Source organism: Amycolatopsis sp. NBC_01307 (assembly GCF_035975215.1).
Lineage (GTDB): Bacteria > Actinomycetota > Actinomycetes > Mycobacteriales > Pseudonocardiaceae > Amycolatopsis.
Genome location: NZ_CP108403.1, coordinates 5400418 through 5420233, shown reverse-complemented (window position 1 = coordinate 5420233; position 19816 = coordinate 5400418). Strand labels below are relative to the sequence as shown.

General features: G+C 72.6%; 20 protein-coding genes. 6 read left to right on the top strand and 14 right to left on the bottom strand.

What is annotated here, in order from left to right:
- Positions 1-46 precede the first annotated feature (46 nt).
- The 4 genes from pspAB to OG439_RS22845 all read left to right on the top strand — a co-directional run bounded on the left by pspAB (position 47) and on the right by OG439_RS22845 (position 2607).
- Positions 47-619, top strand: coding sequence for a PspA-associated protein PspAB (gene pspAB, locus OG439_RS22860; protein WP_326951373.1), 573 nt, complete (start codon positions 47-49; stop codon positions 617-619).
- Between the two features lie 69 nt (positions 620-688).
- Positions 689-1093, top strand: coding sequence for a VOC family protein (locus tag OG439_RS22855; protein ID WP_326951372.1), 405 nt, complete (start codon positions 689-691; stop codon positions 1091-1093).
- Between the two features lie 89 nt (positions 1094-1182).
- The gene (locus OG439_RS22850) at positions 1183-1836 is read left to right on the top strand and encodes a hypothetical protein (protein WP_326951371.1); all 654 of its coding nucleotides are present in this window, start codon (positions 1183-1185) and stop codon (positions 1834-1836) included.
- A gap of 93 nt (positions 1837-1929) precedes the next feature.
- Entirely contained in the window at positions 1930-2607 is a 678-nt protein-coding gene (locus tag OG439_RS22845; RefSeq protein WP_326951370.1) for a GNAT family N-acetyltransferase, read from the top strand.
- A 1-nt stretch (position 2608) separates the two neighbouring features.
- On the opposite strand, the gene OG439_RS22840 is transcribed toward OG439_RS22845, so the two are convergent.
- The 8 genes from OG439_RS22840 to OG439_RS22805 form a co-directional block, all read right to left on the bottom strand.
- Positions 2609-3043, bottom strand: coding sequence for a hypothetical protein (locus OG439_RS22840; protein WP_326951369.1), 435 nt, complete (start codon positions 3041-3043; stop codon positions 2609-2611).
- 107 nt (positions 3044-3150) lie between these two features.
- The gene (locus tag OG439_RS22835) at positions 3151-4572 is read right to left on the bottom strand and encodes an APC family permease (RefSeq protein ID WP_326951368.1); all 1422 of its coding nucleotides are present in this window, start codon (positions 4570-4572) and stop codon (positions 3151-3153) included.
- A gap of 98 nt (positions 4573-4670) precedes the next feature.
- Positions 4671-5948, bottom strand: coding sequence for a sensor histidine kinase (locus tag OG439_RS22830; protein ID WP_326951367.1), 1278 nt, complete (start codon positions 5946-5948; stop codon positions 4671-4673).
- 133 nt (positions 5949-6081) lie between these two features.
- Complete coding sequence (locus OG439_RS22825; protein WP_326951366.1) at positions 6082-7521, bottom strand: carboxylesterase/lipase family protein; 1440 nt, start codon at positions 7519-7521, stop codon at positions 6082-6084.
- Positions 7518-8900 (bottom strand): FAD-binding oxidoreductase, encoded by a 1383-nt coding sequence (locus tag OG439_RS22820; RefSeq protein ID WP_326951365.1) that lies wholly within the window; start codon positions 8898-8900, stop codon positions 7518-7520. Before OG439_RS22820 ends, OG439_RS22825 begins: the two co-directional genes overlap by 4 nt.
- Positions 8901-9212: 312 nt before the next feature.
- Entirely contained in the window at positions 9213-11402 is a 2190-nt protein-coding gene (locus tag OG439_RS22815; RefSeq protein ID WP_326951364.1) for a xanthine dehydrogenase family protein molybdopterin-binding subunit, read from the bottom strand.
- Positions 11399-12361 carry an FAD binding domain-containing protein gene (locus OG439_RS22810; RefSeq protein WP_326951363.1) on the bottom strand — a complete coding sequence of 321 codons (963 nt, stop codon included), beginning with the start codon at positions 12359-12361 and terminating at the stop codon, positions 11399-11401. The genes OG439_RS22815 and OG439_RS22810 overlap by 4 nt, the downstream gene beginning before the upstream one ends.
- Positions 12348-12800 carry a (2Fe-2S)-binding protein gene (locus OG439_RS22805; RefSeq protein WP_247064444.1) on the bottom strand — a complete coding sequence of 151 codons (453 nt, stop codon included), beginning with the start codon at positions 12798-12800 and terminating at the stop codon, positions 12348-12350. Before OG439_RS22805 ends, OG439_RS22810 begins: the two co-directional genes overlap by 14 nt.
- A 202-nt stretch (positions 12801-13002) precedes the next feature.
- Here OG439_RS22805 and OG439_RS22800 point away from each other — a divergent pair, with 202 nt between their 5' ends.
- Entirely contained in the window at positions 13003-13608 is a 606-nt protein-coding gene (locus tag OG439_RS22800; protein WP_326951362.1) for a TetR/AcrR family transcriptional regulator, read from the top strand.
- 204 nt (positions 13609-13812) lie between these two features.
- Here the strand turns inward: OG439_RS22800 and OG439_RS22795 are convergent, their stop codons facing one another.
- On the bottom strand, positions 13813-14220 hold the full coding sequence (locus tag OG439_RS22795) for a histone-like nucleoid-structuring protein Lsr2 (protein ID WP_247054381.1): 408 nt from the start codon (positions 14218-14220) through the stop codon (positions 13813-13815).
- A gap of 549 nt (positions 14221-14769) precedes the next feature.
- Between OG439_RS22795 and OG439_RS22790 the strand changes: the two genes are divergently transcribed.
- Entirely contained in the window at positions 14770-15183 is a 414-nt protein-coding gene (locus OG439_RS22790; RefSeq protein WP_326951361.1) for an STAS domain-containing protein, read from the top strand.
- 24 nt (positions 15184-15207) lie between these two features.
- On the opposite strand, the gene OG439_RS22785 is transcribed toward OG439_RS22790, so the two are convergent.
- From OG439_RS22785 to OG439_RS22765, 5 genes are all read right to left on the bottom strand, one after another.
- Positions 15208-15639 carry an ATP-binding protein gene (locus OG439_RS22785; protein ID WP_247054377.1) on the bottom strand — a complete coding sequence of 144 codons (432 nt, stop codon included), beginning with the start codon at positions 15637-15639 and terminating at the stop codon, positions 15208-15210.
- Positions 15640-15716: 77 nt separating this feature from the next.
- Entirely contained in the window at positions 15717-17072 is a 1356-nt protein-coding gene (locus OG439_RS22780; protein ID WP_326951360.1) for an MFS transporter, read from the bottom strand.
- Positions 17073-17094: 22 nt separating this feature from the next.
- A complete protein-coding gene (locus OG439_RS22775) occupies positions 17095-18006 on the bottom strand; it encodes an amidohydrolase family protein (RefSeq protein WP_326951359.1) in 912 nt (303 codons plus the stop codon).
- A gap of 9 nt (positions 18007-18015) precedes the next feature.
- Complete coding sequence (locus OG439_RS22770; RefSeq protein ID WP_326951358.1) at positions 18016-19038, bottom strand: amidohydrolase family protein; 1023 nt, start codon at positions 19036-19038, stop codon at positions 18016-18018.
- 80 nt (positions 19039-19118) lie between these two features.
- Entirely contained in the window at positions 19119-19694 is a 576-nt protein-coding gene (locus OG439_RS22765) for a TetR/AcrR family transcriptional regulator (RefSeq protein WP_326951357.1), read from the bottom strand.
- Positions 19695-19816: the final 122 nt, after the last annotated feature.

Sequence of the window (19816 nt, the reverse complement as noted above, 5' to 3'; positions counted from 1 at the left end):
GTGGACACTGCCAGCGTGCCCGGCCCGGCGTCATCTCGACCGGAGAATGGACACCCCGCCCGTGACCCTGCTGGACAGCAAACTCGTCCGCTGCTGGACTTCCCGCCCGAACCTGCAGTCCCTCTACAGCCTCGCCGCGGCCGCTCCGCGGGTGCGCGGCGCGCTCGGCCTGATCCCGACCGGCGGCGGCACGCTGAGCTTCAAGGTGGACGGCGACGCGCTGGACCGCACCGAGGCCGAGCTGCTCGCCGCGACGTCGGCCAAGCTGCCGGTGCACCCGCTGGTGACCCAGGACCTCTACGGCCGCTCGACGGTCCGCTGCTGGCGCCGCAACCGCGACCTGCGCGTGCTGACCGGTGACCTGGTGGACGTCGCCGACCGGCTGGCGCGGGCCGGCTACGGCGGCGCGCTGCGCTTCGCGAGCGTCGAGTTCGCCGACCCGGACGGCCGCCGGGACGGCCGGCTGCAGCTGGTGTACCTGTTCGGGCGCGGCACTTTCCACGCCGCGGCGGCGCCCGGGACGGGCACCCTGGACCGCGCGCTGGAGCTGCGCGCCCGGGCCGCGCTGCACGGCTCGCTCCCGTTGGAACCGCACGCGCACCGCCGCTTCGTCGTCTGAAAATTTCGCGTTTGGCGTGGTCACGGGCTTCTGCGAGGATGCTGCTCCGGCCGACCGAAGGAGAGCGCCATGGCTTCCCGTCTGAACCCGTACCTGAGCTTCGAGGACAACGCCCGCCAGGCCATGGAGTTCTACGAGACGGTGTTCGGGGGCAAGCTCACCGTGCACACGTTCGGGTCATTCGGCGCCCCTGACGGGCCGGAGGCCGAGAAGGTCATGCACGCGCAGCTGGACACCGACGGCGGCTACACGCTGATGGCGTCCGACACCCCCGAAGGGATGGAATACCAGCCGGGCACGAACATCACCGTCAGCCTCAGCGGGGACGACGCCGACGACCTGCGGACCTACTGGGACAAGCTGAGCGCGGGCGGCACCGTGACGGTTCCGTTCGAAAAGCAGGCGTGGGCCGACGAATTCGGTTGCTGCATCGACAAGTTCGGCATCCCGTGGATGGTGAACATCGGGCACTAGCCCGATCCGGGGCGTTGCAGCCGGCGCCGTCGTCGGTGACGATGGAGGACCGGCGTGCCCGAGACCGCGCCGGGGCCGAAGGAGGCCCGATGGCGGGTTCCCCCTGGACGTGCGCGCAGTGCGGCGCGGTCAACGACGCCGCCGCGCAGCGGTGCGGCACCTGCGCGAGCCTGGCCCCCGGCCGGGCCCGCGCGCGGGCGCTGTGGGTGCTGCTCACCCTGATGGTGGTCGCCGCCGTCGCGGTGACCGGCGTCCTGCTGTTCGCCGGGCGCCCGAAGTCCTCGCCTGCCGCGTCCGGGCCGTTCCCGCAGTACACGACACCCGCGGTGCCGACGACCAAGACGGTCGTCACGACCGCGAACGGCGTCACCCCGCCCGCTCCGCCCGCGCTGTCCTCGGCGTCGGCCCCGCCGTCGACGTCGTCCACCCCGGCCGGGAAGCCGTGCCCGGGTGACGCCGCCCGCTACCTGCCCGGCGGCGCGGGCACGGCGCTGCTCGTGGGGGAGACGGTCAAGTCCGTCGTCACGGTCTGCAAGACCCCCGACGGCCGGATCTTCTACGACGGCCAGGCCCGCGGGCAGGGGGCGTCGGACGACACCCACATCACGCTGCCGGCCCAGCCATCGGGCGACGGCTTCGTCGCGGTGAACGGCCAGTACAGCTACCAGGTCGGCGGCGGCAGGCTCGTGGTGTCGGACGGCGGCCAGGTGCTCTCGGACGACGAGCTGACCACGGTCGGCTGAGCGCGCGCTCACGATGTGGGAGCGGCGGCGCGCGGCGGGGCTTTCGACGCATCCTGGCGGGTGATCACCCGAGCCGGAACCCCGAGGTAGCGCATGTCTTCTCCGCTGGACAACCCGACCTGGACGTCGCTGGCCGGGCCGCACGCCCGCTTCGCCGAGCGGCAGGGGCGCGTGCTGCGGTACCCGGAAGACGTCGCGCCCTTCCTGGGGCTGCCCGACGACCCCGGGGAGCAGGACTGGCGCGACGTCGCGACGCTGGGCGGGCCCGGGGCGACCGTGGTCGTCGCCTCCACCTTCGCCCGGCCGCCTGCCGGGTGGGAGGTGATCGAGGCGCTGCCGGGGGTGCAGCTCGTCGACGAGGGGGTCACGGCCGCCGAAGACCCGGAAGCCGTGCGGCTGGGGCCCGCGGACGTGCCGGAGATGCTCGACCTCGTCGCGCGGACGCAGCCGGGGCCGTTCCGGAAGCGGACCGTCGAGCTCGGCACCTACCTCGGGATCCGGCGTGAGGGCGCGCTCGTGGCGATGGCCGGGGAGCGGCTGCACCCGCCCGGCTACACCGAGATCAGCGCCGTCTGCACCGACCCGGCGTTCCGCGGGCAGGGCCTGGGGACGCGGCTCGTGCACGCGGTCGCGTTCGGCATCCGCGCGCGCGGCGAGACGCCGATGATGCACGCGGCCGCGCGCAACACCTCGGCGATCCGGCTCTACCAGTCGCTCGGATTCGTGCTGCGGCACCGGCCGGACTTCGTCGCGGTGCGGGTGCCGGCCTGAGTCAGGCGCCGGTCGACGAGCCGGGCCGGACGATCATCAGCACGGTGACCGCGGCCCAGAGCAGGTTGAACACCCCGGTCGTCATGCCCAGCCGGCTCACGGTGCCCGGCGTGGGCGCGGCCAGCTGACGCCGCTGGCCGGGCAGCACCACGAACGCCAGCACGGCGGCCGCGACCGCGGTCAGCCCGATGGACACGATCAGCCACGGGTCGCCCATGACGTGCATGGTGCCCGCGACGCCGAAGCCGAACACCGGCACGGCGACGGCGACGTAGGCGTAGACGCGGCAGATCCGGTGCAGCACGGTCACCGTGGTGAGATCGCCACCGGCGGCGACGCGGCGCACGGCCGCGGGGAACATGCTGGCCGCGACGGCGACCGGGCCGACGGCCAGGATCGCCGCCAGGACGTGCACCGAAAGCAGGAACTTCGACACGGAACTCCTCAGTCGTGCGGGGACGAGCCGAAGTTATCGGCCCGGCCGCGACACCGGGAGTGGCTGGAATGCCAGATAGCGCCGGGATCTGGCCAACGCCCGCCGGGTCAGCCGTCGAGGTCGGCCAGGCCCGCGTAGACGTCCGGCCGCCGGCGTCGCAGCCAGGCCGCCAGGGCCAGCCCGGCGACCAGGGCCACCGCCAGCAGCCACGGCAGCAGGGCGATCGCCGGCGCGTCGGAGCCGGCGAGGGTGGGGAAGTTGAGGATCGCCAGGGTCGTCACGGCGATCAGGCCGAGGCCGCCGAGCGCGGGCGCCACCGCCGTGCGCCAGAGGCGGGGGTCGCGCCGGCGGCGGAAGAACGCGACCACGGCGATCCCGGCCATGGCCTGCAGCGTGATGATGCCCAGTGTGCCGATGCCGGTCATGCTGGCGGTGAGGTCGGCCAGCGGGTCCAGCCCGGCCAGGGCGTAGGCCGCCGCGATCGCCGTGGCGACGAGGATCTGCGTGCCGCTGGCCACGTACGGCGCGCCGTTCCCGGGGTTCGTCCGGCCGAGGACGGCGGGCAGCACGCGGGCGCGGCCGAGCGCGAACAGGTACCGCGTCGCGGAGTTGTGCAGCGCCAGCAGCGCGGCGAACAGGCTGACGACCAGCAGCAGCATCATCACGTCGGTGAGGACGGGGCCCAGGTAGGTGCCGCTGATGGAGAACACGAGGTCACCCGCCGAGAGGTGGTCCCGCGCGGCCGCCCCGGCCTGCTCGACGCCGGTCGCGCTGACGACCGCCCACGTCGTGACCGCGGCGAAGACGCCGATCAGCACGATCGCGGTGTAGGTCGCGCGGGAGATCGTCCGGTGCGGGTCGCGGGCCTCCTCGCTGAACAGGCCGGTCGCCTCGAACCCGACGAAAGCGTTGAAGGCGAACAGGAAGGCGATCCCGGCCGAGCCGGAGAACACCACGCCGGGGTGGAAGGCGTGGACGTCCAGGCCGGTCCGGACGGCGATCGCGACGTCGAGCACGAGCAGGATCGACACCTCGAGCACCAGCGACACCCCGAGCACCTTCGCGCTGACGTCGACCCCGCGCCGCCCGAGCGCGAACACCGCGACGGCCGACACGAGGCTCCACAGCGGCCACGGCGTGTGCCACCCGAAGACCTGCTCGACGACGTTGGCCGTGAAGAACCCGCTCGTGCCGACCGCGCCGGCCACGAAGCAGTTGTAGCCCAGGAGCGCGACGAGCGCCGCGACCAGGCCGAGCGGGCGGCCCAGCCCGCGCGTGACGTAGCCGTAGAACCCGCCCGCGCCGACGACGACCTTGCTCATCTGGGCGTAGCCGACGCCGAAGAGCACCAGGATCACCGCGGCGAGCAGGAACGCGCCGGGCATGCCGCCGCCGTCGCCGAGGGCGATCCCGAGCGAGGCCACGACGATGATGCCGGTGAGCGGGGCGACCGCGGCCAGCACGAGGAACACCACCCCCGGCGTGCCGAGGGCGTCCCGGCGCAGGGCGCCCGCTTCCGATCCGGCCATGGACGTCTCCTCCGCTGCGGCACCGATGCCCCGGCATCGTGCGCCGCGCGGCGGCCCGCGGTCTTGCCCGGCAGCGCAAGGCCGTTGTCGCGGGACGCCTAGCTGGGCACCCACAGGGTGACGCGGGTGCCGCGGCCCGGCTGCGAGTCGACCGTGCCGCGGCCGCCGACCTCGGCCAGCCGCGCCATGATGGACTGGGTGATGCCGAAGCCGGGCGGGCGGTCCTGGACGTCGAAGCCCTGGCCCTGGTCCCGCGCGACCACCGCGATCCCGCCGTCGCGTTCCTCCACGCGCAGCACGACCTGCTTGGTCCCGGAGTGCTTCACGGTGTTGCGCAACGCTTCCCGGACCGCCTCGCACATCGCGGTCCGGCGGTCCTGCGAGAGCTGGTCGTCGTCGGCGAAGTCCGCGGCGACGAGCTGGGTGCGCAGGCCGTCGCGGGCCATCTCGGTCGCGACGTCGGCGAGCTCGACGGCGAAGCCGCGCGACGAACCGGACTGGACGGGCTCGGTGATCTTCCGGCGCAGCTCGGCCGCCTCGGCCTTGGCGACCGAGCGCAGCTCCTTGAGCCGGGCGACGGCCTGCGCGTCGTCCCCGGGGGCCGAGATCGCCAGCGCTTCGAGGGTCTGCAGGACGCTGTCGTGCATGATGCGCCGGGTCCGGTGGCGCTCGGCCTCGCGGCCGCGGCGCAGTCCGATGTCGAGTGCGAACCGGGTGCCGACGCCGAGCAGGATGAGGATGCCCGCGCCGAGCACGATGGCGACCGCGAGCGCGATCATGCAGCCGACCGACCGGGTCAGCACGAGCGGGTCGTCCAGCGGGAGGCCGCCGGCCAGGGTGAGCGCCGAGCGGAGCGGGAGGGCCGCGGCGAACAGCCAGAGCGCCGTCGGGATGCCGGAGGTGCCCGCCCACATCGCGACCGCGCCGACCAGCCACGTCCAGGTGACGTCGACGGCGAACGGCTGCACCGCGGCCGGGGCGCTCACCGCGACGGCGAAGTTGAGCGCCACGCCGATCGCCAGGTCCAGCGCGAGGGCGCGGCCGGTGACGCGGCCCCGCAGGCCGCCGGCCCGCAGCACCCACACCACGGCGGCGGTGTTGACGACGACGGCGAACACCGTGGCCGAGAGCACCGGGCCCAGCCCGAGGGAGCCGTTGGCGGCGGTGTACCCGATGAACACCTTGATGAACGTCGCGATCCGGTAGGCCAGCGGCACGACGACCCAGTAGCGCGAGGCCCGCGCGAGCGTCGCGGCGCCGACCGCGGCGAGGTCGGCCCCGTCGGCGTCCGGGTCCGCCGTCTCCACGGGCGTGCCGTTGCGCAGCAGCGTGCGGACGTACGCGCGCGGCGGCGCGCCAAAGCCCGCCTCGGGCATCGATGTCCCCATTCATCCGGCCGTCCGGGCGGCCTGAGCCTGACAGCGCGGCCAGGGCACAGTCAACCGTCCGGCTGACAAGTCTGCCCTGGTGGACCAAAGCCCGCCGTACGAGCGGGCGGCCGGGACGTGATCAGTAGGTGGCCCCCGCGTGGAATGTGGTGTCCTCGCCGGTGTAGGCCAGCCAGCCCGGCGAGCCGGTGGTGGCGAAGCGGTACCAGGCGCCGTTCAGGTCGTGGGCCAGCTGCCGGGGCGCGTGCTCGCCGAGGAGGCCGCGCGGCCCGGACAGCACGTCGAGCGCGTCGAAGACGAACGGCAGCTCCAGCCCGTGGCACGCGCCCAGCCGGCCGTCCATCAGCGGGGAGCGCCACTCGAACTCGTAGCGGTAGGTGCGCCCGGCGTGGTTCTCGGCCAGGTCCCGCACCGAGTCGCGGAAGACCAGGTCGGTCAGCGCGTCGACGAGCACCTCGCCCGCCACGCGGTCGCCGCCGAGGCCGTAGCGCTGCAGGACGCCGGCCGGGTCGGGGTGCGACACGGCCAGCGACGCGACGGCCTGGTCGTCGGTGACGGCTTCGAGCACGCCGGTCGGCACCAGGTAGAGCCGCATCTCCTCGCGGCAGCTGCCGACGATCAGGTCGACGCCGGCCCCCGCGCCCGCCTTGATCGCCTTGCCCGGGTGCTGCGGCAGCACGTCGTCGCCGACCATCGGCAGGAACGGGCTGATCCCGTAACCGCGGTCGTAACCCAGGGCGTCGCGCAGGTCGGGAGCGCCGCCCGGGCGCAGCACCGCGTCCTGGGCGTCGAGCAGCTGCTCGGTCGACACCTTGCGGAACGCCTCGGCGGTCGCCTCGACGCGCAGCTCGTCGGCGACGACGCGGGCGAGCCGCCGCGCCTCGACGACGCCGCGCACCATGTCGGGATGTCCACTTTGGACGATGGCCCGGCGGAACAGCTCGGTCGCGAGCGGCGAGGCGAGCAGGCACGCGACGCTCACCGCGCCGGCGGACTCGCCGGCCAGGGTGACGTTGTCGGGGTCGCCGCCGAACGCCGCGATGTTCTCCCGCACCCACCGCAGCGCCGCCAGCTGATCGCGCAGGCCCAGGTTCGTCACCCCGCCGTCCAGCGGCAGGAACCCGTCGACGCCGAGCCGGTACTGCACGGTCACCAGGACCGCCCCGGCCCGCGCGAACGCCGTGCCGTCGTAGACCGAGGCCGAGCCGGTGCCGCCGATGAACGCGCCGCCGTGCACGAACACGAGCACCGGCAGCCCGGCCGCGCCGGGGTCCGGCGTCCAGACGTCGACCGTCAGGTACTCCGGCCCCGGCCGCCAGCCGGGGCCGACGACCGGGCTGAGGTCGAGGCCCGGGAAGTCGCGGTGGCGCTGCGGGGCGGTCGGCCCCGGTCTGCGCGCGTCGCGGACGTCCTCCCACGGCGGTGCCGGCACGGCCTCGGCGAACCGCAGCTCGCCCTCGGGCGCGGCGGCGTACGGCACGCCGCGGAACCGGGCGACGCCGGCGGCGGTGAGCTCCCCGCGGACCGCGCCGGACGTGGTGGGGACGACGGGCTCGGTCATGCGGGGGTCCCTTCGTGGAAAACCTTGCCGGGGTTGAGGATCTGGTGCGGGTCCAGCGCCCGTTTGACCGCGCGGTGCAGCTCGAGCACCGCCGGGCCGAGCTCGCGCGTCAGGCCGGATTGCTTGAGCAGGCCGACGCCGTGCTCCCCGGTGACCGTGCCGCCGAGGTCGAGCGCGTCGGCGATGATGTCGTCGAACGCGGCCTGGGCGTTCTTGCGCGCGGTCTCGTCGCCGGGCGGGGTCACCAGCAGCGGGTGCAGGTTGCCGTCGCCGATGTGCGCGATGTTGGCGATCACGACGTCGTGGCGCAGCGCGGCCCGGTCGATCCGCGCGAGCATCTCGGGCACGGCCCGCGTCGGCACGCAGACGTCCTCGGTGAGCACCGGCCCGAGCCGTTCCAGCGCCGGGTAGGCCAGGCGCCGGGCGTCGAACAGCGCGTCCGCCTCGGCCTGGTCGGTCGACTGGGCGGCCCACGTCGCGCCGGCCTGTTCGAAGCATTCGAGCAGCACGGCGGCTTCGTGCTCGCCCTGCGCGCCGGGTGCGTCGGTGCGCCCGAGCAGCACGACGTTCGCGTCGGTGCTCAGGCCCATGTTCTTCCACGCGTCGACCGCGGCGAGGCAGTGCCGGTCGACGAGTTCGAGCGCCGAGGGCAGCACGCCGCGGGCCGCGACCGCCGCGGCGGCTTCCCCGGCCGCGACCGTCGTGTCGAAGTAGCCGGCCACCGTGCGCTCGGCGGCCCGCGCCGGGCGCAGCCGCACGGTGACTTCGGTGATGACGCCCAAGGTGCCTTCGGAGCCGACCATCAGCCCGGTCAGGTCGTAGCCCGCCACGCCCTTCGCGGTGCGGCGGCCGAGCCGGACGAGCTCGCCGGTGCCGGTCACGACCTGCATCGCCAGGACGTAGTCGCGGGTGACGCCGTACTTGACGCAGCAGACGCCGCCGGCGTTGGTCGCCACGTTGCCGCCGATCGTCGACCACGGCGAGCTCGCCGGGTCCGGCGGGTACCAGAGCCCGCGCTCGGCGCAGGCGGCGCGCAGGTCGTCGTTGACCACGCCGGGCTCGACGACCGCGAGCCGTTCCTGCTCGTCGATCTCCTTGATGGCGCGCAGCCGGTCGGTCACCAGCACCACGCAGCCTTCGACGGCGTTCGCGCCGCCGGACAGCCCGGTGCCGGCGCCGCGGGTGACCAGCGGCGCGCCGTGCCGGATGCACTGGCGCACCACGGTCTGGACCTCTTCGGCGGTGTGCGGCCGGACCACGACGACGGGCAGCGCGCAGGGCGCCCATTCGGCCTCGTCGTGGGCGAAGCTGCGCAGCACGTCCGGGTCGCGGACCAGGCGGTCGGCCGGCAGGGCGGCGGCCAGGTCGTCGATCAGCATTCTCGGGGGACTCCTCGGTGTCGCCCGTCAGCCTAGGACTGTGGAGGGGCCGCGTCATGGGCGAATCGGCCCGTGATCGTCGCGGAAGGGTAACGGCGGGGCCGGCTGCCCCGGAGAGGTGAGTCCTGGTGCGCAACTCAGCAGATGGACGTGACTTTCCGGCACCGCTCGGTGACACCACGCGAGGTCGCCGGACCGGCGCCCGGCCGCGATGTGTCCTTTGTGGACACACTCGCCGCCGCACCGCGGAAACGACGACGGCCGCTCCCGGACGACGTCGAGCGTGTCATCGGGGAGCGGCCGCCGGGGTCGTTACTTCGACTGGGCCTCCGCCAGCAGGTCCTCGATGGTGATCGGGATGTGGCGGACCCGGACGCCGGTGGCGTTGTACACGGCGTTGGCGACGGCGGCGGCCATCCCGACCGTGCCGATCTCGCCGAGCCCCTTGGCGCCCACGGCGTTGTGCAGCGTGTCCGGGTACTCGACGAAGTGGACGTCGACCTCCGGGATGTCCGCGTTCACCGGGAGCAGGTAGCTCGCGAAGTCGCCGTTGGCGAGCCGGCCGTTCGCCTCGACCTCCAGGCCCTCGTGCAGCGCGGCCGACACGCCCCAGATCATCCCGCCCATGAGCTGGCTGCGGGCCGCCCGCGCGTTGATGATCCGGCCCGTGTCGAAGACGCCGAGCATCCGCGACACCCGCACCTCGCGCGTCCACTTGTGCACGCGGACCTCGCAGAACTGCGCGCCGAAGGAGCTGAAGGAGTGCTTCGTCAGCTCCTCGCCGGGAGCCGACGAACCCGTCACCTCGAGGGAAGTGCGGCCGACGGCGCGCAGCAGCTCGCCGAACGTCATCGACTTCCCGTCGGCCAGCACGCGGCCGTCGGCGTAGGTGACTTCGGCGCCCGCGAACGGTGCGCCCGGGTCGGCCGCCAGCGCCACCAGCTCGTCGATGGCCTTGGTCGCGGCGATCATGATGGCCGTGCCGACGCTCGCCGTCGCGGTCGAGCCGCCGGAGAGCCCACCCGGCGGCAGCGACGAGTCACCGAGCTTGGGCACGATCTTCTCCGGCGCGATGTCCAGCGATTCGCCGCCCACCAGGGAAAGCACGGTCAGCAGGCCGGTGCCGGGGTCCGCGCCGCTCGTCGCGACGACGGCGGTGTCGTCGGCCTGCAGGGTGATCCCGACGGTCGTCGGGAAGCGCAGGGCCGGGAACATCGCGGTGGCCGTGCCGAGGCCGACCTCCCAGTCGCCGTCGGTGTGCCCGTGCGGCTTGCGGTGCTCCCAGCCGAACCGCTGCGCGCCGATCTGGAAGCACTCGTCGAGGTGCTTGCTCGACCACTGCAGGTCGTGCCCGGGCGGCGCGGTCGAGTTGTTGCGCATGCGCAGCTCGATCGGGTCCATGTCCAGCGCGACGGCCAGCTCGTCGATCGCGCTCTCCAGCGCGAACGACCCGGGTGCCTCGCCGGGGGCCCGCATGAACGTCGTCGGCGGGATGTTCAGCGGCACCACCTTCTGGCTGATGTGCAGGTTGCGGGTGGCGTACCACTCGCGGGACGTGCCGTGCGACGTCGGCTCGACGAACGCGCGGTGGATGTCGGTGCTGCACCAGGAGTCGTGGCGCAGGGCGACGAGCGTGCCGTCGCGTTCGGCGCCGAGCGTCATCTTCTGGACCGTCGCCGCGCGGCCCGCGGTCGCGGTGAACACCTGCTCGCGGGTGAGCGCGGCCTTCACCGGCCGGTCGAGCGCCCGGGCCGCGGCGGCGGCGAGGAACGCCGGCGCCGAGGTGCGGCCCTTGCCGCCGAACGCGCCGCCGACGTACGGGTTCAGCGCGTGCACGGCCGCGACGTCCAGCTGCAGCGCGCTCGCCAGTTCCTGGGCCTGCAGGTGCGCGCCCTGGTTTCCGCTGTAGACGGTCAGCTCGCCGTCGTCCCAGACCGCGACGGCCGAGTGCGGCTCCATCGCGGCGTGGTTCTGGGTCGCCGTGTGGTAGGTCGCTTCGACGATCACCGGGCTCCCCGCCAGCGCGTCGTCGAAGGATTCGACGCCGTCTTCGAGGACCTCGAACGTCGACGGGGTGCCGTCCCGGCCCGGCGGGGCGTCCTCCGCCGCGGCGAGGCCGTCTTCCAGCGACGTCAGCGCCGGCTTGGCGCGGTAGGTGACCTCGACGAGCATCGCCGCGTCGCGGGCCTGCTCGAAGGTCTCCGCCACGACGAAGCCGATCGCCTGGCCGTAGTAGGCGACTTCCTTGTCCTGCATGGGCACCCACGTCTCGCCGAACAGCGGCGAGACCGGGGTGCGCAGCTCCAGCGGGTCGAACGGGGAGTACACGCCGAGCACGCCGGGCGCGCTCTTCGCCGCCGTGACGTCCATGGCTTCGAGCTCGGCGTGGGCGACCGTGCTGAGCACGACGTAGCCGTAGACCATGCCGGGCACGTTGTGGTCGGCGCCGTACTTGGCCCGGCCGGTGACCTTCACCGGCGCGTCGAGACGGGCGGCGGTCATCGGGCGGTCCCCTCGGTCAGCTCGAGCAGGGCGCGGATCAGGGTCCGCTTCAGCAGCGGCACCTTGAAAGCGTTTTCGGACAGCGGCCGGGCCCCCTCGGCCGCGCCGGACACGGCGGCCTCGAAGGTCGCCTGCGTGGCGGGCTTGCCGCGCAGGGCGTCCTCGACGGCGGGCAGCCGCCACGGCACCGTGCCGACGCCGCCCGCGGCGATCCGGGCGTCGGCGATGACGCCGTCCCGGACGTCCAGCGCGACGGCGGCGGAACACAGCGCGAACTCGTAGGACTGCCGGTCGCGCACCTTGACGTAGGTGGAGTTCGCCGCCCAGGCCAGCTCGGGGACGACGACCTCGGTGATCAGCTCGCCGGTGTGCAGGTCGTTCTCCACCTCGGGCGTGTCGCCCGGCAGCCGGTAGAACTCGGCCAGCTTCACCGTGCGGGTGCCGTCCGGGCCGGCCAGCCGCAGCTCGGCGTCGAGCGCGACCAGGGCGACGGCGACGTCACTCGCGTGCGTCGCCGCGCAGGAGTCGCTGCTGCCGAGGATCGCGTGCATCCGGTTGGCGCCTTCGAGTGCCGGGCAGCCGCTGCCGGGCACGCGCTTGTTGCACGGCGTGGCGACGTCGCGGAAGTACGAGCAGCGCGTGCGCTGCAGCAGGTTCCCGCCGATGCTGGCCATGTTCCGTAGCTGCTGCGACGCGCTCAGCAGCAGCGCGCGGGAGATCGCCGGGTACACCCCGGGGTGCGCGGCGATGTCGCTCATCCGCTCGAGCGCGCCGAAGCGCAGCCCATCGGTGGTGTCGATGCCGCGCAACGGGACGTTGTTGATGTCGAGGACGTGGCGCGGGGTGAGGACGTTCAGCTTCATCAGGTCGACGAGCGTCGTGCCGCCGGCGAGGAAGGTGCCGGGCGTGGCGAGGGCGTCGTCGAGGGTGGTCGGCGCGGTCAGCTCAAAGGGACGCATCGACCCGCCTCGCCTGCTGGACCGCCGCGACGATGTTCGGGTAGGCCGCGCACCGGCAGAGGTTGCCGGACATGAACTCGCGCACGTCGGTGACGTCCTGCTCGACGGCCGCGACCGCCGACATGATCTGGCCGGAGGTGCAGAACCCGCACTGCAGCGCGTCCTGGTCCACGAAGGCCCGCTGCACCGGGTGCAGGTCGTCCCCTGTGGACAGTCCTTCGACGGTGGTCACCGGCTGCTGCACGGTGGCGGCGAGGGTGAGGCACGAGAGCACGGGCCGGCCGCCGACGTGCACGGTGCAGGCGCCGCACTGGCCCCGGTCGCAGCCCTTCTTCGGGCCGGTGACGTCGAGGCGCTCGCGCAGCGCGTCGAGCAGGGTCACGCCGGGATCGACGTCCAGGTGCTCGGTACTGCCATTGACTTCGAGTGAGATGTCCACTGGTCTCTTTCCGCGGATCGTCCGGGTGGGGAGCTGGCGGCGTGGTGGGAGCGTGGTGTACCGGATACTCATCCGCTTCACCTTTTCGCGAGGTTAGCGGATTACAATCCGGCTCGCAACGAACCCGAAAGCTGGAGTTGCTCCAGGCCGGGGCGGCGCTGCACTAGATTACCGGCGAACGGATCCACCACCGGGAGGGACGATGACGAGCGGCGCGGCAGGCTCTACGGGTTCCGTCAGCCCCCGGCGCGCCGACACCCGGCGCAACCACGAGCGCATCCTCGTCGCGGCCGGCGAGTCGCTCGCCGCGACGGGCGAGGTCTCGTTCAACGCGATCGCGAAGCACGCCGAAGTCGGCGTCGGCACGGTGTACCGGCACTTCCCGACGCCGGAGGCGCTGATCCTGGCGGTCTACGAACGAGAGGTGCGCCACCTGGTCGACGTCGTCCCGGTGCTGCTGGAGAAGTACGCGCCGGCGGAGGCGTTCCGCGTCTGGGCGACGGACCACCTGGCGCACTACATGATGACGAAACGCGGGCTGGCGGACGCCCTGCGCGCGGCGACGGCGTCACGCGGCGAACTGCCGGCGAGCGCGTACGAAGCGATGGTCGGCGCGGTCTCGACGCTGCTGGCGGCGACCACCGAGGCGGGCGTGGTCCGCGCGGACCTGGATCCGGTGACGGTGCTGCGGGGGCTCGGCGGGCTGCTGCACCTCGACCCGAACGGCCAGTGGCGGCGGGACGCGGCGGCCCTGGCGGATCTGCTGTGGCGCGGAATGGCCGCGCCCGGCGCGGCGGCCCGCGGCTGAAATCCACCGGCATTCACCCGCGGTGAGCTGGGAAATGACAACGGCTGTCCGGTTGGCGTTTCCTGAAACAGCCGAGCCCGGAAACGACCGAGCCGGAATCAGGCGGCCGGCCGGAAGGATATCCACCGGCGGCGAGTGAGCAGTGTCCTCGCCGCCGGTGGATCGGCCTTCGTGATCGCTCCCCAGAGATCGGCCGGCACGGCACTACTTCTTCGCGGCGGCGACCTTCTTGCGCGGCGCCCGCTTGCGCGCCGGCGCCGGGGCGGCGGCCTGCAGCTGCGCCTCGTCGTAGGCGTTGACGATCTCCGAGGACAGGCGGCCCCGCTCGGAGACGTCGTAGCCGTTCTCGTTGGCCCAGGCGCGGATCGCGCGCGAGCGCTCGCGGTCGGCCGAGCTCGCCGCCGTCGACTGGCCGGTCGCGACGCGCACCTTGCGGCCACCGGTCTTGCGGCCCGCCGCGATGAACCGGGAGAGCTCCTCGCGCAGCGCGGCGGCGTTCTCGTCGGAAAGGTCGATCTCGTAGCTGACGCCGTCGAGGCCGAACGGAACGGTGTGGCTGGCCGGGCTGCCGTCGATGTCGTCCAGCATTTCGACGAGGACCTTCTGGGCCATGGGGCTGCTCCTTGAACGTTGGTGTCCGTAGTGCGACTGTGACCGAACGCACGATAAATGCCCGATCCACTGTGGAGCGTAGCAGTCGACATACCGACGCGTACGTTGTCGATCGAATGAGCTAATCAAGTGTCGATATAATTCGCTCTTTGTCTCGGGGAAACGACGGGGACGGCCGGATGCCGTCGTTTCGGTACGTCGAACTCGAGCGAGCGCACATCGGTCCTTTGTGGACCACCGGGCCGTCGTGGTCCGGAATCGCCGACGCCGGGGAGAGCGCGGCGGCTTTCCGCTGATGACGCTGCGGTGAACGGAGAGTGAACAGCCCAACCCGGCGCGTAGGACCGGGCGTCCGGCGACACGCCGCTGTGAGCTGTTGCGCCGAACGGGTGACACCGCCGCGGGCCCGGGAGTGCGGTACGGTCGGCCGGCAGCGGTTCAACCGGCAGCCGTCGCACCCCGAGACCCACGACCCCGTCAGGGGCCGGTGTGGGACTGGACTGGTGCACGAGCGGTTTGGCCTCACGGTTCCCCCAGGAGGCTTCGCCTATGACCATGATTCCGCTGCCCCGGCCCAGAGACCCCGCAGGTCACGCGGCCATCGCGAGTTTCGACGTGCTCACCACCGCCGACGCCGCCGTGCTCTCGGCCACCGGCGAGCTCGACATCAGCGTCACCGATCACCTCGCCGGCCTCATCGAGCGGGAGCTCGCCTTCCGGCCGCGCGCCCTGGTCGTCGACGCCTCGGCCGTGACGTTCTGTGCCGCCCGGGCGCTGACCGTCCTGCTCAACTCCGCCGCCGACGCCCACGCGGCCGGCGTGCCCTTCGCCGTCGTCACCCGCAGCCGCGCGGTGCTGCGCCCCCTGAGCGTGCTCGGGCTGGAGCGCGTCCTGCCGCTGCACGCCGACCTTTCCGAGGCCCTGGCCTGGCTGACGCTGCTGCCGGACCTCACGACCGGCTAGCTCGGCCCCGCTCGCCGCTTCGCACTAGCTCGCCCGCGGGCAGGGCTCTTCCGTCTCCGCGCAGCGCAGGCGGCCCCACACGAGCTTGCCGTCGTCGTGGTGGCTGACGCCCCACGCGAGGCACAGCTGGTCGACGACCCGCAGGCCGCGCCCGCCGTCCCGGCCGGGGACCCGCAACCGCGGTTCCCCGGTGCCGACGTCGGCGACGGCGACGGTCACCTCGCACGGCCCGCAGGTGCAGCGCAGCCGCAGTTCGACCGGCCCGCCCGCGTGCAAGTAGGCGTTGTCCAGCAGTTCTCCGACGATCAACAGCGCGTCCAGCCGATGCAGGTCCCCGAGCGCGGTCATCCGCGACTCGGCCCACATCCGGGCATCGGCGAGACCTGACGGGTCGGTGCCGGCCACGTCCAGGGTCTGCCAGCCTGGCTGGTCCGCCGTGGTCCAGTTCACAGGCACGATGTGACTCCTCCCGAGGGCGCGCACCCGGGGGCGCGACGTCCTCTACCGAGGAGGGTTACCCGGGCCGGCGGCGGTTACCCGCGAATCGGCACATCGGGTTCCGCCCGGGTGACGGCGGACGGGCGGGTCCGCGGGCCGAACACGGCCAGGACCACCGCGCCGACCAGCCAGGTCCCGGCGATGAAGAAGAACACGCTCCGATAGCCGCTGCCGGTGTAGAGCGCGGCCACGATCAGGGGACCCGCCGCGTTCGACAGCCGCCCGAGCCCGTAGGAGACACCGGTGCCCAGCGACCGGCTCCGCGTGTCGAACAGCTCGGGGGAGTAGGCGTAGCCGAGGGCGGTGTAGCCGCGTTCGAACAGGTTCACCAGGAACCCGAAGACCACGATCAGGACCGGGTTGAACGTCAGCCCGTAGAGCAGGCCGCACAGCGCGATGACCGTGCCGAAGGCGACCAGGCACCACTTGCGTTCGAACCGGTCGGTGACCAGGGCGGCCAGGTACGACCCGAGCGGCGCGCCGACGGTCGTCAGGGCCACGTAGAAGACCGACTTCTCGACGCTGAAGCCCTCCTGGGCCAGCAGCGTGGGCGCCCAGCTCGAGTAGCCGAAGAAGCCGATCGTCTGCGTCACCCACACGACGGTCAGCAGCAAGGTGGGGTACAGGTACTTCTTCTGCAGCAGCAAGCGCAGTGGCGCCTTCGTCACCGGAGCTTCTTCGACGGGCGGCTCGGGCTCGGGCAACGGCCCCTGCTCCGCCGCGACCTGCTCTTCGATCTCCCGCAGGATCCGGTCCGCCTCGGCGTGGTCGCCGCGGCTCTCGTGCCAGCGCGGTGACTCCTTGAGGCGCCGGGTGAAGAAGACGAGCAGCACGCCGAGCGCGCCCCACAGGTAGACCAGCCGCCACGACCAGTCGTTGATCGGCACCACCGCGCTGGCGATCAGGTTGGTGACCGGGGTGCCGCAGATGCCGATCACGATCGCGTAGGCCTGGTACTTGCCGCGGCTGGCGGCCGGGTACAGCTCGTTGACGTAGATGACGGCCACGACGGTCATCGCCGAAAGCCCGGCCGAGGTCAGGACGCGGAACACACCGAGGGAAACGACGTCCCACGAGAAGACGGCGGCGAAGGAGAAGACGCCGAACCACAAGGTCGTCCACAGCAACGCGCGTTTGCGGCCCCACCGGTCGGCGAGGCCACTCGCGATGACCGCGCCGAAGAACATCCCGACGAACGACAACGAGGTGACGTAGGCGACCTGGTCGACCGTCACGCCCCACAGCTTGATCAGTTTGGGCGCGGTGGTGGCGAAGCTGTTGATGTCCGCGAACTCGAAGAAGTAGGCGAACGAGACGGCCAGCAGGGTGATCTTGTGGAACCGGGAGATCGGCAGGCGGTTCAGCCGGTTCAGGGAGTTGGCTTGCTGCATGGGAGTTCCTGTCGCTCAGGCGTCAGTCATTGCCGGGCCAGTACAGGTGCGCCGGGTTGGCCACGAGCAGCTTCCGCTGCTGCTCAGCCGTGACCGCCACTTGCGGCACGTAGTCGACCAGCAGGCCGTCGTCCGGCATGTGGCCCAGGAGGTTGGGGTGCGGCCAGTCGCTGCCCCACAGCACGCGGTCGGGGAACTCCGCCACGACGCGCCGGCCGAACGGGACGACGTCGCGGTAGGCGTGCCGCTCGCCGCCGAGGGCGGGCGGCCCGGTGACGGTCAGGCGCTCGGGGCAGCTGACCTTCACCCAGACGTCGTTGCGCTCGACGAACCGCAGGAAGCGGCCGAACTCCCGCCCGCCGACCGGCTGTGTGACGTCCGGGCGGCCCAGGTGGTCCACGACGAGCGGGGTGGGCAGCGAGCCGAAAAACCCTGCCAGCTCGGGCAGGTCGACGCTCTCGAAGTAGAGGACGACGTGCCAGCCGAGCGGGGCGATCTTCTTCGCGATGGTGGCCAGTGCCTCGTGCGGGGCGGCGTCGACCAGGCGTTTCACGAAGTTGAAGCGCACGCCGCGCACCCCCGCGGCGTCCAGTTCGCCCAGCTCGCGGTCGCCGACGTCCGGCCGGACGGTCGCGATCCCGCGCGCCCGGCCGCCCGCCGCGCGGACGGCGTCGACCATGGCGGAGTTGTCCGCGCCGTGGCAGGTGGCCTGGACGATGACGTTGCGTGAGACGCCGAGGTGGTCGCGCAGGGCGAAGAGGTCGTCCTTGCCGCCGTCGCACGGGGTGTACTTGCGTTCCGGCGCGAAGGGGAACTCGGCCTGCGGGCCGAAGACGTGGCAGTGCGCGTCGACGGTGCCGGGCGGCAGCCGGAACTCCGGCTTCGACGGGTGGGCGTACCAGTCGAGCCAGCCGGGGGTTTTCGGTTCGGTCATGGGGCTTCCTCACCGGCCTTGGCGCGTCAGCAGGGCGTCGAGGCGGGGGTAGACGGCACGGGCGTTGTGCTCCCGGATCGCGGCCAAGTCCTTTTCGGACAGTTTCGCGGCCTCGACGTAGCGCCGGGTGTCGTCGAAGTGGTGGCCGGTTGACGGGTCGACGTCGCGGACGGCGCCGATCATCTCCGAGGCGAACAGGATGTTCTTCGCCGGGATGACGTCGAACAGCAGGTCCGAACCGGGCTGGTGGTAGACGCAGGTGTCGAAGAAGACGTTGCCCAGCAGGTGTTCTTCGAGCGGCGGCTTGCCCAGGGCCAGCGCCAGGCCGCGGAACCGGCCCCAGTGGTAGGGCACCGCGCCGCCGCCGTGCGGGATGACCAGCCGCAGCGTGGGGAAGTCCGCGAACAGGTCACCCTGGAGCAGCTGCATGAACGCCGTCGTGTCGGCGTTCAGGTAGTGCGCGCCGGTGGTGTGGAAGGCCGGGTTCACGCTCGTGCTGACGTGGACCATCGCCGGGACGTCGTACTCCACCATCTTTTCGTAGACGGGGTACCACGAGCGGTCGGTGAGCGGCGGCGCCGTCCAGTGGCCGCCGGAGGGATCGGGGTTGAGGTTCAGCGCGACGGCGCCGTACTCCTCGACGCACCGCGTCAGCTCCGGGACGCAGGTGGCCGGGTCGGCGCCGGGGGACTGCGGGAGCATCGCGGCCGGCGCGAACCGCCCGGGGTAGAGCGTGCTGACGCGGTAGCAGAGCTCGTTGCAGATCGCGGCCCACGCCGACGACGTCGCGAAGTCCCCGACGTGGTGGGCCATGAAGGACGCGCGGGGCGAGAAGATCGTCAGGTCGATGCCGCGTTCGTCCATCAGCCGCAGCTGGTTCGGCTCGATCGTCGCCCGCAGTTCGTCGTCGCTGATCCGCAGGTCGGCGCGGTCCGGCGCGGGCCCGCCGGCCAGGGCGGCGACCTGCCGCTCGCGCCAGGCGGCCAGAGCCGGCGGCGCGGTGGTGTAGTGCCCGTGGCAGTCGATGAGCATGACTCGCACCCTAATCGTCGATGAAATTGTTGACAATATCTACGACGAAAAGTTCTGCGGGAAGCGACCAGCGGAGAGGTTCAGTCGAGGTCGAGCAGGGGGGCGGCCATGCGGTCGACGTACGCGCCGAGCGCCTCGCGGTCGGCCGCGGTCAGGGCCTTCGTGCCCACTTTGCCGCGCAGCACGGCGATCCCGGTGATCACCGCGGCCAGCAGTTCCGCGCGCAGCTCGCGGTCCGGGCCGCTCAGGCGCGGGGCCAGTTGCTCGCCGAACGCGCGCTCGATCCGCTCACGCACCACGGCCCGGATCATGTCGTCGTTCGCCGCCGTCACCAGGCCCGAGAGGTCGCCGGGATGCTGGGCGCCGACGTTCAGGGCGCGCTCCAGCAGGGCGCGGGGGAGATCCTTCAGCGGGGCGTCCGCCGTCACGGTGTCGGCCGTGTCCCAGCCGTGGCCCGCGGCCTCGGCGAACAGCTTTTCCTTCGAGCCGAAGTAGCGGTAGACCAGCGCCTGGTTCACCCCGGCCCGTGCCGCGACGTCCCGGGTGCTGGTGCCCTCGACGCCGTGCTCGCTCAGCAGTGTCCGAGCGGCGGTCAGCAGTGCTTCCCGGGTGGCGGCCGCGTCGCGGCGGCGTGCGCGGGGTGCCGCGGTGTCCATCGCCGATCTCCGTTCGTCGGGGTTTTCGCAGTGTAGACCAGCGCAAACGCGCTGTGAGCGTGATCACCGCGGGGTTAAGTAGTCACTCGTTGACTTGGCTTCCGGCACCTGGTTACCGTGTA

Excerpts from the sequence above, each read along its gene's own strand:
- OG439_RS22795 (WP_247054381.1), bottom strand. The coding sequence starts at position 14,220 with ATGGCCCAGAAGGTCCTCGTCGAAATGCTGGACGACATCGACGGCAGC.
- OG439_RS22765 (WP_326951357.1), bottom strand. The coding sequence starts at position 19,694 with ATGGACACCGCGGCACCCCGCGCACGCCGCCGCGACGCGGCCGCCACC.
- OG439_RS22770 (WP_326951358.1), bottom strand. The coding sequence starts at position 19,038 with ATGCTCATCGACTGCCACGGGCACTACACCACCGCGCCGCCGGCTCTG.
- OG439_RS22810 (WP_326951363.1), bottom strand. The coding sequence starts at position 12,361 with ATGCGTCCCTTTGAGCTGACCGCGCCGACCACCCTCGACGACGCCCTC.
- OG439_RS22820 (WP_326951365.1), bottom strand. The coding sequence starts at position 8,900 with ATGCTGATCGACGACCTGGCCGCCGCCCTGCCGGCCGACCGCCTGGTC.
- OG439_RS22815 (WP_326951364.1), bottom strand. The coding sequence starts at position 11,402 with ATGACCGCCGCCCGTCTCGACGCGCCGGTGAAGGTCACCGGCCGGGCC.
- OG439_RS22850 (WP_326951371.1), top strand. The coding sequence starts at position 1,183 with ATGGCGGGTTCCCCCTGGACGTGCGCGCAGTGCGGCGCGGTCAACGAC.
- OG439_RS22845 (WP_326951370.1), top strand. The coding sequence starts at position 1,930 with ATGTCTTCTCCGCTGGACAACCCGACCTGGACGTCGCTGGCCGGGCCG.
- OG439_RS22825 (WP_326951366.1), bottom strand. The coding sequence starts at position 7,521 with ATGACCGAGCCCGTCGTCCCCACCACGTCCGGCGCGGTCCGCGGGGAG.
- OG439_RS22775 (WP_326951359.1), bottom strand. The coding sequence starts at position 18,006 with ATGACCGAACCGAAAACCCCCGGCTGGCTCGACTGGTACGCCCACCCG.
- OG439_RS22830 (WP_326951367.1), bottom strand. The coding sequence starts at position 5,948 with ATGCCCGAGGCGGGCTTTGGCGCGCCGCCGCGCGCGTACGTCCGCACG.
- OG439_RS22835 (WP_326951368.1), bottom strand. The coding sequence starts at position 4,572 with ATGGCCGGATCGGAAGCGGGCGCCCTGCGCCGGGACGCCCTCGGCACG.
- OG439_RS22790 (WP_326951361.1), top strand. The coding sequence starts at position 14,770 with ATGACCATGATTCCGCTGCCCCGGCCCAGAGACCCCGCAGGTCACGCG.
- OG439_RS22855 (WP_326951372.1), top strand. The coding sequence starts at position 689 with ATGGCTTCCCGTCTGAACCCGTACCTGAGCTTCGAGGACAACGCCCGC.
- pspAB (WP_326951373.1), top strand. The coding sequence starts at position 47 with ATGGACACCCCGCCCGTGACCCTGCTGGACAGCAAACTCGTCCGCTGC.
- OG439_RS22780 (WP_326951360.1), bottom strand. The coding sequence starts at position 17,072 with ATGCAGCAAGCCAACTCCCTGAACCGGCTGAACCGCCTGCCGATCTCC.
- OG439_RS22800 (WP_326951362.1), top strand. The coding sequence starts at position 13,003 with ATGACGAGCGGCGCGGCAGGCTCTACGGGTTCCGTCAGCCCCCGGCGC.